Below are 14,377 nucleotides of genomic sequence, written 5' to 3'. Positions count from 1 at the left end.
CCGCCGATTCGCAGCTCAACCCTGTGGCGAGGAAAGCAGGCATTTTCGAGGCGGAAGAGCGGCGCGGCCGATCAGTTGAAAGAACGGATCATGCTGCCGACAAGCAGGTTCCAGCCGTCGATCAGGATGAAGAAGAGGATCTTGAACGGCAGCGCCAGGACGGTCGGCGGCAGCATCATCATGCCCATTGCCATGGTGATGGTGGCGACAACGAGGTCGATGACGAGAAACGGCAGGATGACCAGGAAGCCGATCTCGAAGCCGCGCCTGAGTTCCGACACCATGAAGGCGGGCACCAGCACGCGCCAGCCCGGCGTGTCGCCCTGCTCGTAGGCCGGATCCCGTTCACGGGCCAGGTCGACGAACAGCTTGATGTCTTCCTGGCGGACGTTCTGGAGCATGAAATCGCGAAACGGCGCGCTGATCCTGTCCAGTGCCTCGGCCTGGGTGATCTCGTTGTTCATCATCGGCTGCAGGCCCTCGGTCCAGGCCCGGTCGGCCGCGGGCTGCATGACGTAGAAGGTCATGAACAGGGCGAGGCTGACCAGCACGAGGTTGGCAGGGGTCGTCTGGAGTCCGAGACCGCTGCGCAAAATGGAAAAGACGATGATGAACCGGGTGAAGCTGGTGATCGTGATGAGGATTCCCGGCGCCACGGCCAGCACGGTCAGCAGGCCGAAGAGCTGGATGATCTGGCCGGCGGTCTGCCCCTCGATCCTGTTGGCCTCGGCGAGGTTGGACAGGGCATTGCCCAGTCCGCCGCCGGGCGCCTGGGCCATGGCCACCGGGGCCAGCAGCGCCACCAGGGCCAGCGCGATTGCCAGGGTCAGGACGCGTTTCATTCAAACAACATCGCCTTGACCATCACCTGGCGGACCTTGCCGGGGCCGGCGCGCATGCGCGCGCGGTCGGTCAGCTCGTTGCGGAACTGGAGATAGCCCGTCGGCGTGTCGACATAGGCCAGGTGCACCGTGCGGGCGAAGGCGAAGAGGTCCTGCTGGATGTATTTCTCGACGTTGATGTCGAGCGGCTCGTCGAGGACGAGCGCCAGTTCGAGGCGCATCCAGGTTTCCGACGGGACCGCGACATTGGTGACGATGGGGTCAAGATCGACGATTTTCACCCCGCCCGTCTCGGCGGCGTGGCCTTCGCCCTCGGCGGGCTTTGCGTCATGACCGCCCGCCTTTTCTTCGCCATGGCCGGCAGGAGCGGCGGCCTCGGCCACGGGCGCTGGCACGTTGGGCGCCAGCACGAAGGTGCCGAGGCCCCAGCCGGCGCCGCCGCCGACGAGCACGATGGCCAGAAGCGGCACCACGAGACCCATGATGACGGAGGGTTTTTCGGCTTCTTCGGCTTCCGCGTTCATGGTGTTTCCTCAGAACGGCAGGATGCGATCGGTGAGGCGCTGGCCCCATGACGGCTGCTGCACCTCGGTCAGGCGCCCGCGGCCGCCGTAGGTGACGCGGGCCTCCGCGATCCGCTCGTAGCGGATGGTGTTGTCGGGGCCGATGTCGTCGGGACGGACGATGCCGGCGATGGTGAGTATGCGCAGCTCGTTGTTGACGCGGACTTCCTGGCTGCCCTGGATGAACAGGTTGCCATTGGCAAGAACGCGGACGACCAGCGCGGCAATCGACAGGCTCAGGTTTTCCGAGCGGACGGTCGAGCCGTCCCCGGTATAGTCCGAGCCGCCGGTGAGGTTGGCATTGGCGGAGGCGGAACTGCCCGCGCCGCCGACATCGAAGCCGGCCGAGAGACCGATGTCGCGCTTGTTCTTGCGCGACCGTGCGGACTTGTTCTGGAACTTGGCGTTGTCGTTGATCGAGATGAGGACGGTGAGGACGTCGCCGTCCTGAAGCGCCCTGCTCGACCTGTATAGATTGTGCGCGCGATCGTCCCAGAGCGAGTAGCGCGACGTGCTGGCAGCCGGCTTGTCGGGATAGCTCTTGTAGGCCAGCATGCCGTCCTCGACGCCGGCGCCGACCGGCGACATGTTCGGGGGCCGCCCCATTTCGGAGACCGTCTGGCTGCATCCCGCCATGACCAGCAGGGCGCCCGTGATGGCCACGGAGTGAAGGAACGTCCTCATGTACCGTCATCCTTGCGGGCCGCAGCGGCCAGGATCATCGTGATGTTGGCCGCACTCTTGGGGTTCATCTCGTTGAGAATGACACCGGCCTTGGCGGGCGGCAGGGCGAGAAGGATGGATGAGGCAAGCTGCGGCGAGATCACCTCGAGGCGTGCCGCCGCCGCGTCCGGACGCATCTTCTGGTAGATCTCAACGAGGGCGTCTGTGGCCTTGTTGGCGAAGCCGTCGCGCAGGCCGACCCATTGCTCGAGTTCCTTGCGCTTGGTCTCCAGCTCGGCGATCTTGGCTTCGACGTCGGCCTGCAGCTTGCGCAGCTTCTCTTCCTTGATCTTGTAGCGCAGCTCCTGCATTTCCTGCGTGATGTTCTTGCAGTAGCGCTCGGTATCCTGGTCGGCGGACGGCGCACCGTCGACAGACAGGTTGCGCACGTCACCGGCCAGGGCGGCGCCCGTTCCCAGGGCCGCGAGCACGATCAGGCTGGCGAGGACGACGCGGCTCATTGCAGCACCAGATCGGCTTGCAGCGCGCCCGCCGACTTGATCGCCTGCAGGATGGCGATGGTGTCGGTCGGCTTGACGCCCAGCTGATTGAGTCCGTTCGCGACCGCCTGCAGGCTGACGCCGTTGACGATGGCGACCACGGAGTCGGGCTGGGTCGCGGAAACCGCGGTCGAAGGCTGAACCGCCGTCTCGCCCTTGGAGAACGGATTTGGCTGGATGATCTGGGGCAGTTCGGTCACGGTCACCGACAGCGTTCCGTGACTGACGGCGACCTGCGAGATGGTGACGTCGCGGCCGATGACGATGGTGCCCGTGCGTTCATCGATGACGACGCGGGCCGGTGTGTCGGGATGGACCTGGAGGTTCTCGATCTCGGCAACGAAACGGGCCGTGCTGGTCTTTTTCGGCCGCGTCAGGATGACGGTGCGGGAATCCATTTCCTTGGCCACCTTCACGCCGTACCGGTTCTTCGCGAAGGCGTTGATGACGTCGGTCATCTCCACCGCGGTAGAGAAATCCGGGTTGCGCAGCATGAGCGTCAGGCTGTTCTCGTCGGAGAACCGGACGGGGATCTCGCGCTCGACGATGGCGCCGTTGGGAACGCGACCCGTCGTCGGCACGCCTTGCGACACCTGCTCGGCAACGCCCTGGGCGGCGAAGCCGGAGATGATCAGCTGACCCTGGGCGGCGGCGTAGATCTCGCCGTCGGCGCCACGCAGCGGCGTCATGACCAGCGAGCCGCCGGCCAGCGACGATGCATCGCCCAGCGACGAGACCGTCACGTCGATGCGGGCGCCGGAACGCACGAAGGGCGGCAGGTTCGCGGTGACGATGACAGCGGCGACGTTCTTGGCCCGGGTCGCGCCGTTCTCCGTCGCAATGCCCAGGTTGGAGAGCATGGAGCGCATCGACTGCTCGGTGAAGGGCGAATTGCGCATGCTGTCGCCGGTTCCCTGGAGGCCAACCACAAGGCCATAGCCGATCAGCTGATTGTCGCGCGCACTGTGCAGGGCAGCGATATCCTTGACGCGGGCAGCCGAGACCGGACCGACCGCCGCCAGGGCGAAAACGGCAGCGAGGAGAAGGCGGACCAGCTGCATCATGGGATGTTCACCAGCACCGAACCATCCGCCTGCACCGTTCCGGAAAACTGACGGCCACTTTCGCGGTTGCGCAGCCGCACCTGCTCGCCTTCGGCGGCATCTGACAGCGGCACGCCGAGCAGGGAGATCTCGAGGCCGCCGGAGCGGTAGATGGCCTTCACCGGCACGCCGGCGCGGACCAGGTCGGCCTCCCTGAGGTCCTCGGGATAGATGAGCCGGTTCGGCAGGATCGTCCGGGTCGCGACCTTTCCCTCGGCTTCGCCCGGCTCCTTGAGGAAGGCACGGCTCGAAATCACGTTGCCCCTGACGTTGATCCGGTCGACCAGACCGGCGGTCACTTTCTGGCCGGGATAGATGATGCGCGTCGCCACGAGCACGGCCTCGGCCGACGCCGTGCCGCCTGCCGCCAGGGCTGCAAGCCCCGCAAGCGCCGGTATGGCAGCGCGCAGCGTCATGGCCTTACCTCAGGTTCTTCGAAACGGTCGCCGCCATGTCATCGGCAGCCTGGATGACCTTGGAATTCATCTCGTATCCGCGCTGGGCGGAAATCAGCGAGGTGATCTCGCGGACCGGGTCAACGTTGGAGGATTCCAGGTAGCCCTGGCGCAGGGTTCCGAAACCCGGATCGCCCGGAACGCCGACCACGGCCGGGCCGGAGGCCTGGCTTTCGGCGAACAGGTTGTCGCCCAGCGGCAGGAGGCCGACCTCGTTGACGAAACTGGCCAGGGTCAGCTGGCCAAGCTGCTGCAGGGCGACCTGGTCCTGGAAGCGGGCGAAGACCTGGCCGGTCTCGTTGATGACGACCTGCACGGCATCGGCCGGAATGGTGATGGCCGGTTCGACCGGGTTCCCGCCCGCGGTGACGAGCTGGCCGTTGGCATTGGTGTTGAGCGCACCGGCGCGGGTGTAGAGCGTCTCGCCGTTCGCGCCCTGGACCTGCAGCCATCCCTTGCCGGAGATGGCGACGTCGAGCGCGTTGCCGGTCGCGTCGAGCGCGCCCTGCAGGTTGATGTTGCGGATGGCCGCGGTGCGCACGCCCATGCCGACATAGGCGCCCTCGGGCACGATGTTGGTGTTGGCCTGCGCGGGGGCGCCCTTCAGCGTCTCGGCCTCGTAGAGCAGGTCGGTGAACTCGGCGCGGGCGCGCTTGAACGCCGTCGTGTTGACGTTGGCAATGTTGTTGGCGATCACGTCGAGGTTGGTCTGCTGGGCGCTCATGCCGGTCGCGGCGATGGACAGGGCTCTCATGGCGTGTTCCTCAAATGCTCATCCGGCTGATTTCCAGGTAGGCCGAGACGATCTTGTCGCGGATCGCCACGGCGGCCTGCAGTGTCTGCTCGGCCGTCATCACGGCATCGACCACCTCGCGGGGGCCGGCATTGCCGATGATGCCGCGCAGCGCCATGCGGTCGCCCTCGGCCATGGTGCCGGCGAAGTTCTCGCCGGCGCTCTTCAGCGCAGCGCCGAAGGTCGCGGCAGCCTTCTCCGCGTCGGCAGACGACAGGGTCTTGCCGATCTCGCCGGTGACCGGCAGCGCGAGGGCGGAAATTGCGGAAACGGGATCGGCCATCAGTTCTGCCCCAGCAGTCCGATGGTCATCGACACGAGCTCGCGCACCTGCCGCATGACCTGGATATTGGCCTCGTAGGACCGGTTCGCCTCGCGCATGTCGGCCATTTCGACCAGCACGTTGACGTTTGGAAGCTTGACGTAGCCGTTGGCGTCGGCGGCCACGTTGCCCGGGTCCAGTTCGAGCGGGAAGTCAGCCCCGTCGCGGCCGATCTGGGCCACGCGAACCTTGGACACGGGCATGGCGCGCGAGACCTCCTCGGCGAAGGTGATCGTCTTGCGCGTGTAGGGATCGCCGCCGGCCTGCAGCGAGGTCGAGGCGGAATTGGCGATGTTCTCGGAAACGACGCGCAGCCGGGTCGACTGCGCGTGCAGGCCCGACGAGGCAACGTTGAGGGAGGCGGAAAGCGGATCCATGCCTATCCTTTCGCCACGGACATGAACATGCGGTGGAACGACTTCACGATGGCCGTGTTCAGCTCGTAGTCGTTGCGCAGTTCGGTCTGGTTGAGCAGTTCGGTTTCCAGCACGACGGGCTTGGCCGTCTTGAAGATGGAGTAGTCGGCACCGCGGCCGGCGCGCGCCGACGAGGCCTTCTCACCGGACGAGAGAAGGTGATCGGGTTGCGTGACGGCAAGATCGCGCCCCGATCCGTTGAGGTAGACCTCGAACGGCGTGACCGTGCGCGCCTTGAAATCGGGCGTGTTGGCGTTGGCGATGTTGGTCGCCACCGCGGACTGCCGGGCGGAAAGCCAGGTCGCCTGCTGGTGCGCCATGTTCAGCAAGGGAAGGATCTGCATCTTTTCACCTTTCTCCCTTCGATGGCTAGGCGATTCGACTTGTGCGTAGCTTGTCGGAAGCCTTGTCAGCGCACCGCCGAGAGGACCTGCCCGGTGCTGGTGACCAGTTCGCCGCCGTTTGCGGAAGTGCGGATCGCCTCGACGCGGGCACCGTTGGAGAGCTGCGAGCCGACACGCACGAGCTGGACGACCGCGCCATCGACGACCAGCGCCGAATTGGCCGATACCGACAGGAGGCGCAGGGCCTGCACATCGCCGGGATAGGGCTGGTCGCCGATCGGCTTCGGCTCCTCGGTCGGCGTCGCCGTACCCGTGGCCACGCCGTCGACCACGGTGACCTGCCCGGACGCGCCAAGGCTCTCGAAGCGGGCCGTGCGATCCTCCTTCTCGGCGACTTCGGCGACAACCCCGGTGAAATGCATCTGCGGCGGGGAGAACTCGTTCTGGTGGTAGTAGATATAGAAAGGAAGTGCGCCGCAGACCGCCGACAGGGCGGCGCCGGAGGCCTTCCATCCGAGGTCCTGGAACAGGATGCGCATTTCAATTCTCTCCATGGTTCTGTTGCGGGGCGGCGTCCGGCTGCTGCGCCTGGCGCTGGCGTTCCTTGAGCCGGCGGGCCAGGTCGCCGAACGGATCCTGGCTCAGCGGGTCGTGCGGCCCCTGTTTCATCGCGTCGTAGATGACCGGAACGAGATCGACGGCCTGGTCGAGCGCGGGATCGGCACCGCGCATCCAGCCGCCCAGCATCCGGATCTCCCGGGTCTCCTCGTATCGGGCCATGAGGCCGCGCAACTCGGTGACGAACAGGCGCTGCTCGTCGGTCCAGACACGCAGTGCGAGGCGCGACAGGGACGCCAGGATGTTGACCGCGGGGAAGCGTCCCTGGTCGGCAATATGGCGATCGAGGACGAGGTGGCCGTCGAGGATGCCGCGCATGGTGTCAGCGACCGGCTCGTTGTGATCGTCGCCATCGACGAGCACCGTCGCGATCGCCGTGATCGAGCCGGAATCCTCGCGCCCCGGACCGGCCCGTTCCATCAGCTGCGGCAGGGCGGCGAAGACGGAAGGCGGATAGCCGCGGGCGATGGGCGGTTCGCCAAGCGCGATGCCGACCTCACGAAGGGCGTGGGCGTAGCGGGTGACCGAATCGACCATGACCAGCACCCGCATGCCGCGATCGCGGAAATACTCGGCGGCGTCCATGGCCATGACGGGGGCGGAACAGCGCATCATCGCGCTCTCGTCGCTGGTGGCGACGATGGTGACGGTGCGCGCAAGCGACTCCGGACCGACCGTATCCTCGAGGAATTCCCGCACCTCGCGCGAGCGTTCGCCGACAAGGGCGATGACCGCCACGTCGAAGGCATCGGAGCGGGCGAACATGGACAAAAGCGTGGACTTGCCGACGCCGGAACCGGCGAAGATGCCGATACGCTGGCCATAGCACAGCGGCGTGAAGACATCGGCCACGTTGACGCCGGTCTGGAAAGGCGCATCGACGCGGGCCCGGTCGAGCGCCGGCACGATGCGCGGGCCGTTGCGGCGCTCGGGTAGCACCGGGATCGCGCCGCCGCCATCGACCGGTTCGCCAAGGGCATCGAGGACGCGGCCGAGCCAGGCCATGTTGGGACGCGGTGCGTGCGACCGTCCCGCCGCCAGGACGACATCGCCGCGGCGCAGCGACTGGACCGTCTTGTACGGTGCCACGATCACGGCATCCGGATCGATGCGGATGACCTTGCCCCAGTGGCGCTCGCCGCCGCTTTCCGCCCAGACCGTGTCGTTTAGCGCGACATCGGTCTCCAGGCCACGGACGCGGTAGAAACCGGCCGAGACGGAATCGACGTAGCCGCCGCGGAGGATGCTCGCTTCGAGCGAGCGGGTCATCGCCTCCAGGTGATCCAGCGTCGCCGTCATGAGCCTTACTTGCCGCCGAGAAGCTGCACGGCGCTGTTGAGGGAGCTGTCGGAATCCTTGATCAGCGAAGCGACGCTGTCGAAGGTCCGCTGCAGCATGATCAGCCGGGTCATTTCATGAACCGGGTTGACGTTGGAATCCTCGAGGAACCCCTGCACGGTGCCGACATCCATGCGGTCGACGACCGGCGTCGGCTGGGTCGACGGGATGACGCCCGAAGCGCCGTAGCGTTTCACTTCCCCCGTGGTGTCGAACTCGTAGAGACCGAGCGAGCCGACAAGCCGGTTGTTCTGGTAAAGCAGGCCGTCCTTGCTGGCCGTCACCTCGCCGGCAGCGGGGTTGATCAGAACCGGGGCGCCGCCGGCATCGAGCACGGGATCGCCATCGATGTTGACGAGCTGGCCGGCCGGATCGACCGAGAACCGGCCGTCGCGCGTCAGCACCATGCCGATGCTGGAATTGACGGCGAACCAGCCCTTGCCCCGAATGGCGAAATCGAGCGGGTTGCCGGTCTGCCGGAAGGCGCCGGACGTGTCGTCGATATAGGTCTTGCCTTCCACGACATAGGCCGTGGCATCCTGGCCGGTGCCCTGGACCGCCTCGTGAAACTGGATGCGCTGGGCACGGAAGCCGACCGTGCCGGAATTGGCGACGTTGTCGGCGAGCGTATCGAGCCGCCGCTCGATGGCCATCTGCGAGGACAGGCCGACATAGGTTCCTACTTGCATGGCGCCTACCGCTTCAGTGTCTGGATGGCCATCATCAGGTCGGACGAGATGCCCGTGCTGGCGGAATTGTTGAAGAGCAGCCCGATCGTCGAGGCCGTCGTCTGGTCGGGGTTCTGGGCGTCCCACATCGCGGAGAAGCGCTCGATCTGCTTGGCCACCGCCTCGGGATCGGAAAACTCCTTCAGGTCCACCTTGTCCTTGAGGATGGAAATCTGGCGATCGATGTCGAGCATCGAGAAGCTGGTCGGAAGACCGAGGTTGGTGCGAACCACGGTAAACAGGGCCTTGTCGGCGAGGATGTCCGTGACGCTGGTGATCTCCGGTGCCTTGCGTTCAAAGTAAAGCGCGAGGCGGACGGCGTCGTTGGTCTGGCCGGCGTTCTCCTCCAGCGTCTGGCGGACGTACTTGTCGACCACGCCGGTCTGCGCCCGCGTAAAGGTCGTCGCGGTGGCGCCGTAGCGCTTGAAGTCGAAGGTCTTGGCGAAATCGACGTAGCGCGTGTCGGCGAGCTGGTTGACGAAGGCTTCCTTGTCATCGTGGCCCTCGTCGAGGACCTTGGTCATGAACGCCTTGGCGAATGTCATGTCGGAGAGACCGAAGGCCTTCATCGCGTAGGTGAACAACCGGGTGTCGGAGACGAATTCGTCGACCGAGTTCACCTCGGTGATATGGGAGAGATAGTATTCGGTATCGCGGCTGACGACGGGATCCCGATTCACGGCCTCCACCGACCGATCCATGTTCTTTGCGATCATGTTGTATTGCACATAGGTGCTGAGCATGGGCGCGCCTCCTGCATCATCCAAGCTTTAGGCGCCCAGCCTTGCGCCAGGCTATCGCGTGGCCCGGACGGGGAAACCAGGCTCACGCAAGCATGCCCGGATACATCTGGCCCCAGACGGATGCGAAGGGGTTCAACGTGGGCATCATCGTAGGTTTGATCGTGACCCTGGGCTGCGTGCTCGGCGGCTTCATGGCCATGGGTGGCCATATCGAAGTGCTGGCGCAGCCGTGGGAGTTCGTCATCATCGGCGGCGCGGCACTGGGCACGTTCCTGGTCGCCAACCCGCTGTACGTGGTGAAAGACTCCGGCAAGGGCGTGATGGAAGCCCTCAAGAACGCCGTTCCGCACGAATCGGACTACCTGGAAATCCTCGGCCTGCTGTACAGCCTGCTGCGGACGATGAAGGACAAGCCGAAGAGCGAGATCGAGAAGCACATCGACGCGCCGGACGAATCGCCGCTGTTCCAGAACTATCCCGGCGCGATCCAGGACCCCGAGTTCGTCGGCTTCGTGTGTGACTACTGCCGCCTGATCACCGTGGGCAACGCCCGCCCGCACGAGATCGAGGCGCTGATGGAAGAGGAAATCTCGACCATCCGCCATGACCGGATGAAATCCTACCACGCCCTCCAGGCGGTCAGCGACGGCCTGCCGGCGCTGGGCATCGTCGCGGCGGTCCTGGGCGTGGTGAAGGCGATGGGCAAGATCAACAGCTCGCCGGAAGTTCTGGGCGGCCTGATCGGCGCGGCGCTGGTGGGAACCTTCGTCGGCATCTTCCTGTCCTACGCGGTCATCGGGCCGATCGCCACGAAGATCAAGGTCGTGCGCGACAAGGGACTGCGCAAGTTCTTCGTCGCCAAGCAGACCCTGATCGCGCACATGAACGGATCGGTGCCGCAGGTGGCGCTGGAATTTGGCCGCAAGGCGATCGCCGGCCACGACCGGCCCTCCATCGACGCCGTCGAGGAATCCACCACGACCAGCCCGGCGGTGTCAGGATGAGCGCGATGCAGGGGGGACGGCTTCCCGGCGCCGACGAGCTTCTGCTCAAGTGCCTGAAGGAAAACGTGAACGCCGGCGAGGTCAACGACGCCGCGGCGATCATGAAGAAACTCGGCAAGGATCTCGCCCAGCGCATGACCGGCGAACTGGAAGGCGAGATCGGCGGCGACCTGCTGTTCGACTACTCGGCCCACGAATCCGGTACGCTGAACGCGCTTCACACGCGCCTCGGACCGCAGTGCGCGGTCGCCGTCTACGGTACCGAGGCGGATCCGGAGATGACCTGCGTGCTGTGGATGGACATGGCGCTGGTCTCCTGCCTCTCGACGGTCTTCATGGGCGGCGAGCCGACGGCCCCGGACCAGCCGAAGACCACGCTGACGGGCGTCGAACTGTCCTTCTTCCGCATGCTGGCGGAAAACCTCACGACGACGATCTCGGGCGTCGCCGGGCGGGAAATCCCGATGCCGACGGTCGGCACCGGTCCGGCAACGGACCTGACCGCGCTGACCGGCATTCCGGCGAACCTTTTCCGCCTCAACGGCCGGTGCGGCAAGGCCAACCTGCCGGTGTCGGTCGCGATGACCGGCATTTCGCTGGACGGTCTCGCCGTGACCGCCGAAATGGCCCAGCGCAACGTCGCGGCACTGAAGCGGCTGGGCGTGAAGGCCGAGTTCCTGCTGACCCTGAATGACATGACACTGCGCGACATCGGCCGGCTGACCCCCGGCTCCATCATCCCGATCCCCTCGAGCAGCCTGCGCGACTGCAGCGTCAGCGTCGGCGGACGCCGGATCCTCGCCGGCCAGTGCGGCCAGGCCGGCGGCATGCTGAGCGTGCGGATCAACGCCACCGAAAGCGCCGGCGGCGCAAGAACGAACAATACCGGAGTGACCCGATGACCCCGCTTGAGAAATCGGAACAGGATCTCGACCAGGCGATCCGCGAGCTCAAGGGCGAGATCGCGGAGCGGCCGTCCGGCGGCATGAACGAGCGGTCCGATGCCGCGTCCAGCAGCCCCGGTTCGCTGATGAACATCCCGCTCAAGGTGCAGGTGGCCATCGGCGCCGTCGAGATGACGGTCGGCGAACTGTCCAACCTCGGTCCCGGCCAGACGGTGGCGCTCAACAAGCTGGTCGGCGACCCGGTCGACATCATCGTCAACGGGACGCGGATCGGTACCGGTTTCCTGGTGGCCATTCCCGGCAACACGCCCAGCTTCGGTATCAAGATCCACAGCCTGAACGACTGATCCCTCCGGCATGAAGGCCTGATCGCTTTGATGAACCTGACCAAGCCCCAGAAAGCTGTCGCCATCCTGGTTGCCATCGGTGCGCCGAAAGCCCCGGAACTGCTGAAGCATTTCAAGAAGGACGAGCTGAAGGCGCTGCTGTCCATCGCGCGGGGATTCAAGAACGTCGAGCCGGAGATCCTCGAAGACATCATCCGCGAGTTCGAGGGCGACTTCGCCCAGGGCGCCGGCCTGATGGACTCGGCCGACATCATGAACCAGATGCTCATCAAGAGCCTGGGCGAAGAGGAATTCGCCGAGCTGACCGACAGCAAGAAACGGGCGCCGGAACCCAGCAAGGAAGACGTCTGGAGCATCCTTGCCAAGGCCGACATCGACCGAATCGTCGTCCATGTCACGTCGGAGAACGAACAGGCGGCCGCCTACATCCTGTCGCGACTGCCCGAATCGCTGACCGCGCAGACGCTGGAGAAGATCGAGAAGACGCGCCGGGCCGGCCTCGTGGCCCGCATGCTGACGGCCAAGGACCTGCGTCCCGAGGCCGCGCGGCTGATCGAGGAAAGCGTGCGCCAGGTGTTCGGCGGCACGGCGAGCTCCGGCCCCGCCAACGAGCCGGGACGGCTGGCCAGCGTGCTCAACGAGATGGACCGGGTGCTGCTGGACGACCTGCTCCTCGACCTGGAGCCGCGGGTGGAGCCGAACCAGCTCGCGTCGGTCAAGGCGCGGCTGTTCCGCTTCGAGGACATCGTCCGCCTCGAACAGGATGCGCGCTCGATCATTCTCGACGCCATGGAATCGACCCTGCTGACCGACGCCCTGCGCGGCACCAACGACGACATCCGCGAGGCCGTGCTCTCGGCCATCGGCCAGCGCAGCCGCCGCATGATCGAGGCCGATCTCGCGTCCGGCGCCAAGGGCAATCCGCAGGCGGTGGCCGATGCCCGCCGCGCGATCGTCGCGGCGGTGCTCGACAAAATCGACAAGGGCGAGATCAGCCTTGGCGAACCGGGCGAACTGGCAGCCTGACGGTCTGAACGACGATGGCGGACAACGACAAGGACAGCAAAACAGAAGCGCCGACGGAGAAGAAGATCCGCGACGCGCTGGAGAAAGGTCAGACCGCGTTCTCGCGCGAGGCGCCCCTGTTTGCCTCCCTGCTCGCGGCCGCCGGCTTCATGGCACTGTTCGCCAAGCCTTCGGCCATGATCATCACCGACCGGCTGTCCTATTTCATGAGCCACGCCCATGAAATCCACCTCGACACCGGCCTCGACGCCACGGCGGTGACGAGCGCCCTCTTCAGCCCGGTCATGACGACCATCCTGCCGCTGTTCCTGGTGCTCATCGTTGCCGGCATCGTGGCATCGACGGCGCAGAACGCGCCGCGCATGGTGCGAGACCGCATCGCACCGAAGTTCTCCAACGTGTCGCCGGCCAGCGGATGGACGCGGATCTTCGGCAAGCGCGGCTTCATCGAGTTCGCCAAGTCGCTAGTGAAGATCGGCTTCGCCTTCGCGATCGTGATCTTCTTCATGCGCGACCGCATGGAGGCGCTGGTCGGCTACGTGAACCTGCACCCGCTGGCCATGCTGCAGATGCTGGAGACGAACATCGTCTACCTGCTGTTCCTGGTCTGCGGGTTCATGGCGGCCGTGACGGCGGTCGACATCTTCGCCTCGCGCTTCCTCTGGTACGAAGACCTGCGGATGACCCGCCAGGAAATCAAGGAAGAGCACAAGCAGGCGGAAGGCGACCCCATGGTCAAGGCGCGCATCCGCTCGATCGCAAGGGCCCGGTCGCGCAGCCGCATGATGAGCGCGGTGCCGACGGCCACGCTGGTCGTCGCCAACCCGACCCACTTTGCCGTTGCCATGCGCTACGATCCGGCGCGGGATGCCGCCCCGGTGGTCGTGGCCAAGGGAACCGACGACCTGGCCCTGCGCATCCGTGCGATCGCGGAGGCCAACGACGTGCCCGTCTTCGAGCGGGTGGAACTGGCCCGAAGTCTCTACAAGGTTGTCAAGGTCGACCAGATCATCCCGCAGGCCTTCTTCAAGGCGGTGGCCGAACTGGTTCGCTACGTCCACAGCAGAAAGTGATCCGGGATGAAAACCGACGATCTGAAATCGACCCGCGAACGCATCATCTCCCAGGGCATCCGTGATTTCATCGGCGAGCTGCAGATGATCAACCCGGAGTATTTCGTGTCCTTCATCACGATCGGCATGCATGCCTCGCTGGAGGACCTGGTCAATTCCTGCGCCGAGCTCTATTTCGAGCCCGGTTTCGTCAAGCTCGGCCAGGGCAGCAGCGTGGAGATGTCCTGGGTCCGCCCGCCGAAGGTGACGCTCGACATCGAGCTGGAGGACCCGCTGATGACAGCCTTCATCCAGGTCAACCTGGAACGGAACATGGCCAAGGTGCGGCTCAACTACATCCGTTTCGGAACGGGCCACGAAGACCCGGAGCGCAACACCGAACACCTCGCCATCGCGATGAGCCGGCAGGGCCGCACGGCCGCCATGAGCCGCTGAGCCGGCGGGCGTAACGGCGCGCCCGCTGCGATTTTTTCAATATCCCTGATATATGCCGCTCATATTCACATCGAATTAAACGTTCCGCGCCATCATCGC

Annotated in this window: 20 protein-coding genes; 6 read left to right on the top strand and 14 right to left on the bottom strand. The window is 65.5% G+C overall.

Going from position 1 to position 14,377, the window contains the following annotated elements:
* Window positions 1-71: 71 nt before the first annotated feature.
* The 14 genes from fliP to CSC94_RS17975 form a co-directional block, all read right to left on the bottom strand.
* Window positions 72-842, bottom strand: a complete 771-nt coding sequence (fliP, locus tag CSC94_RS18040) for a flagellar type III secretion system pore protein FliP (RefSeq protein WP_099307772.1) — start codon at window positions 840-842, stop codon at window positions 72-74.
* Entirely contained in the window at window positions 839-1,366 is a 528-nt protein-coding gene (locus CSC94_RS18035; protein ID WP_099307771.1) for a flagellar basal body-associated FliL family protein, read from the bottom strand. The genes fliP and CSC94_RS18035 overlap by 4 nt, the downstream gene beginning before the upstream one ends.
* Window positions 1,367-1,375: 9 nt before the next feature.
* Window positions 1,376-2,089, bottom strand: coding sequence for a flagellar basal body L-ring protein FlgH (flgH, locus tag CSC94_RS18030; protein WP_099307770.1), 714 nt, complete (start codon window positions 2,087-2,089; stop codon window positions 1,376-1,378).
* Window positions 2,086-2,589, bottom strand: coding sequence for a MotE family protein (locus CSC94_RS18025; RefSeq protein ID WP_099307769.1), 504 nt, complete (start codon window positions 2,587-2,589; stop codon window positions 2,086-2,088). Before CSC94_RS18025 ends, flgH begins: the two co-directional genes overlap by 4 nt.
* Window positions 2,586-3,689, bottom strand: a complete 1,104-nt coding sequence (locus tag CSC94_RS18020) for a flagellar basal body P-ring protein FlgI (protein ID WP_099307786.1) — start codon at window positions 3,687-3,689, stop codon at window positions 2,586-2,588. The genes CSC94_RS18025 and CSC94_RS18020 overlap by 4 nt, the downstream gene beginning before the upstream one ends.
* Window positions 3,689-4,147, bottom strand: a complete 459-nt coding sequence (gene flgA / locus CSC94_RS18015) for a flagellar basal body P-ring formation chaperone FlgA (protein WP_099307768.1) — start codon at window positions 4,145-4,147, stop codon at window positions 3,689-3,691. Before flgA ends, CSC94_RS18020 begins: the two co-directional genes overlap by 1 nt.
* Before the next feature lie 4 nt (window positions 4,148-4,151).
* Window positions 4,152-4,940, bottom strand: a complete 789-nt coding sequence (flgG, locus tag CSC94_RS18010; RefSeq protein WP_099307767.1) for a flagellar basal-body rod protein FlgG — start codon at window positions 4,938-4,940, stop codon at window positions 4,152-4,154.
* A gap of 10 nt (window positions 4,941-4,950) precedes the next feature.
* Window positions 4,951-5,262 (bottom strand): flagellar hook-basal body complex protein FliE, encoded by a 312-nt coding sequence (fliE, locus tag CSC94_RS18005; RefSeq protein ID WP_099307766.1) that lies wholly within the window; start codon window positions 5,260-5,262, stop codon window positions 4,951-4,953.
* Window positions 5,262-5,678: a flagellar basal body rod protein FlgC gene (gene flgC, locus CSC94_RS18000; protein WP_099307765.1), complete on the bottom strand. Its 417-nt coding sequence runs from the start codon at window positions 5,676-5,678 to the stop codon at window positions 5,262-5,264. Before flgC ends, fliE begins: the two co-directional genes overlap by 1 nt.
* Window positions 5,679-5,680: 2 nt before the next feature.
* Window positions 5,681-6,061 carry a flagellar basal body protein gene (locus CSC94_RS17995; protein ID WP_099307764.1) on the bottom strand — a complete coding sequence of 127 codons (381 nt, stop codon included), beginning with the start codon at window positions 6,059-6,061 and terminating at the stop codon, window positions 5,681-5,683.
* A 65-nt stretch (window positions 6,062-6,126) separates the two neighbouring features.
* On the bottom strand, window positions 6,127-6,600 hold the full coding sequence (locus CSC94_RS17990) for a hypothetical protein (RefSeq protein WP_099307763.1): 474 nt from the start codon (window positions 6,598-6,600) through the stop codon (window positions 6,127-6,129).
* A gap of 1 nt (window position 6,601) precedes the next feature.
* The gene (locus tag CSC94_RS17985; protein ID WP_099307762.1) at window positions 6,602-7,978 is read right to left on the bottom strand and encodes a FliI/YscN family ATPase; all 1,377 of its coding nucleotides are present in this window, start codon (window positions 7,976-7,978) and stop codon (window positions 6,602-6,604) included.
* A gap of 5 nt (window positions 7,979-7,983) precedes the next feature.
* Window positions 7,984-8,706, bottom strand: a complete 723-nt coding sequence (gene flgF / locus CSC94_RS17980) for a flagellar basal-body rod protein FlgF (RefSeq protein ID WP_099307761.1) — start codon at window positions 8,704-8,706, stop codon at window positions 7,984-7,986.
* Window positions 8,707-8,711: 5 nt separating this feature from the next.
* Entirely contained in the window at window positions 8,712-9,488 is a 777-nt protein-coding gene (locus CSC94_RS17975) for a DUF1217 domain-containing protein (RefSeq protein WP_099307760.1), read from the bottom strand.
* A gap of 137 nt (window positions 9,489-9,625) precedes the next feature.
* On the opposite strand from CSC94_RS17975, the gene motA reads away from it, so the two are divergent.
* From motA to CSC94_RS17945, 6 genes are read left to right on the top strand one after another with little or no spacing between them, the layout of a single operon-like run.
* On the top strand, window positions 9,626-10,492 hold the full coding sequence (gene motA, locus CSC94_RS17970) for a flagellar motor stator protein MotA (protein ID WP_099307785.1): 867 nt from the start codon (window positions 9,626-9,628) through the stop codon (window positions 10,490-10,492).
* The gene (locus CSC94_RS17965; protein ID WP_099307759.1) at window positions 10,489-11,394 is read left to right on the top strand and encodes a FliM/FliN family flagellar motor C-terminal domain-containing protein; all 906 of its coding nucleotides are present in this window, start codon (window positions 10,489-10,491) and stop codon (window positions 11,392-11,394) included. The genes motA and CSC94_RS17965 overlap by 4 nt, the downstream gene beginning before the upstream one ends.
* The gene (locus CSC94_RS17960; RefSeq protein WP_099307758.1) at window positions 11,391-11,744 is read left to right on the top strand and encodes a FliM/FliN family flagellar motor switch protein; all 354 of its coding nucleotides are present in this window, start codon (window positions 11,391-11,393) and stop codon (window positions 11,742-11,744) included. The genes CSC94_RS17965 and CSC94_RS17960 overlap by 4 nt, the downstream gene beginning before the upstream one ends.
* A 30-nt stretch (window positions 11,745-11,774) precedes the next feature.
* Window positions 11,775-12,770 carry a FliG C-terminal domain-containing protein gene (locus tag CSC94_RS17955; RefSeq protein WP_099307757.1) on the top strand — a complete coding sequence of 332 codons (996 nt, stop codon included), beginning with the start codon at window positions 11,775-11,777 and terminating at the stop codon, window positions 12,768-12,770.
* Window positions 12,771-12,784: 14 nt separating this feature from the next.
* Complete coding sequence (locus CSC94_RS17950) at window positions 12,785-13,843, top strand: EscU/YscU/HrcU family type III secretion system export apparatus switch protein (RefSeq protein WP_099307756.1); 1,059 nt, start codon at window positions 12,785-12,787, stop codon at window positions 13,841-13,843.
* 6 nt (window positions 13,844-13,849) lie between these two features.
* Window positions 13,850-14,278 carry a hypothetical protein gene (locus tag CSC94_RS17945; RefSeq protein ID WP_099307755.1) on the top strand — a complete coding sequence of 143 codons (429 nt, stop codon included), beginning with the start codon at window positions 13,850-13,852 and terminating at the stop codon, window positions 14,276-14,278.
* Window positions 14,279-14,377 lie beyond the last annotated feature (99 nt).

Source organism: Zhengella mangrovi, from assembly GCF_002727065.1.
Lineage (GTDB): Bacteria > Pseudomonadota > Alphaproteobacteria > Rhizobiales > Rhizobiaceae > Zhengella > Zhengella mangrovi.
Note: the sequence above shows the minus strand (reverse complement) of the source record. Positions and strands in the feature narration are given on the sequence as shown.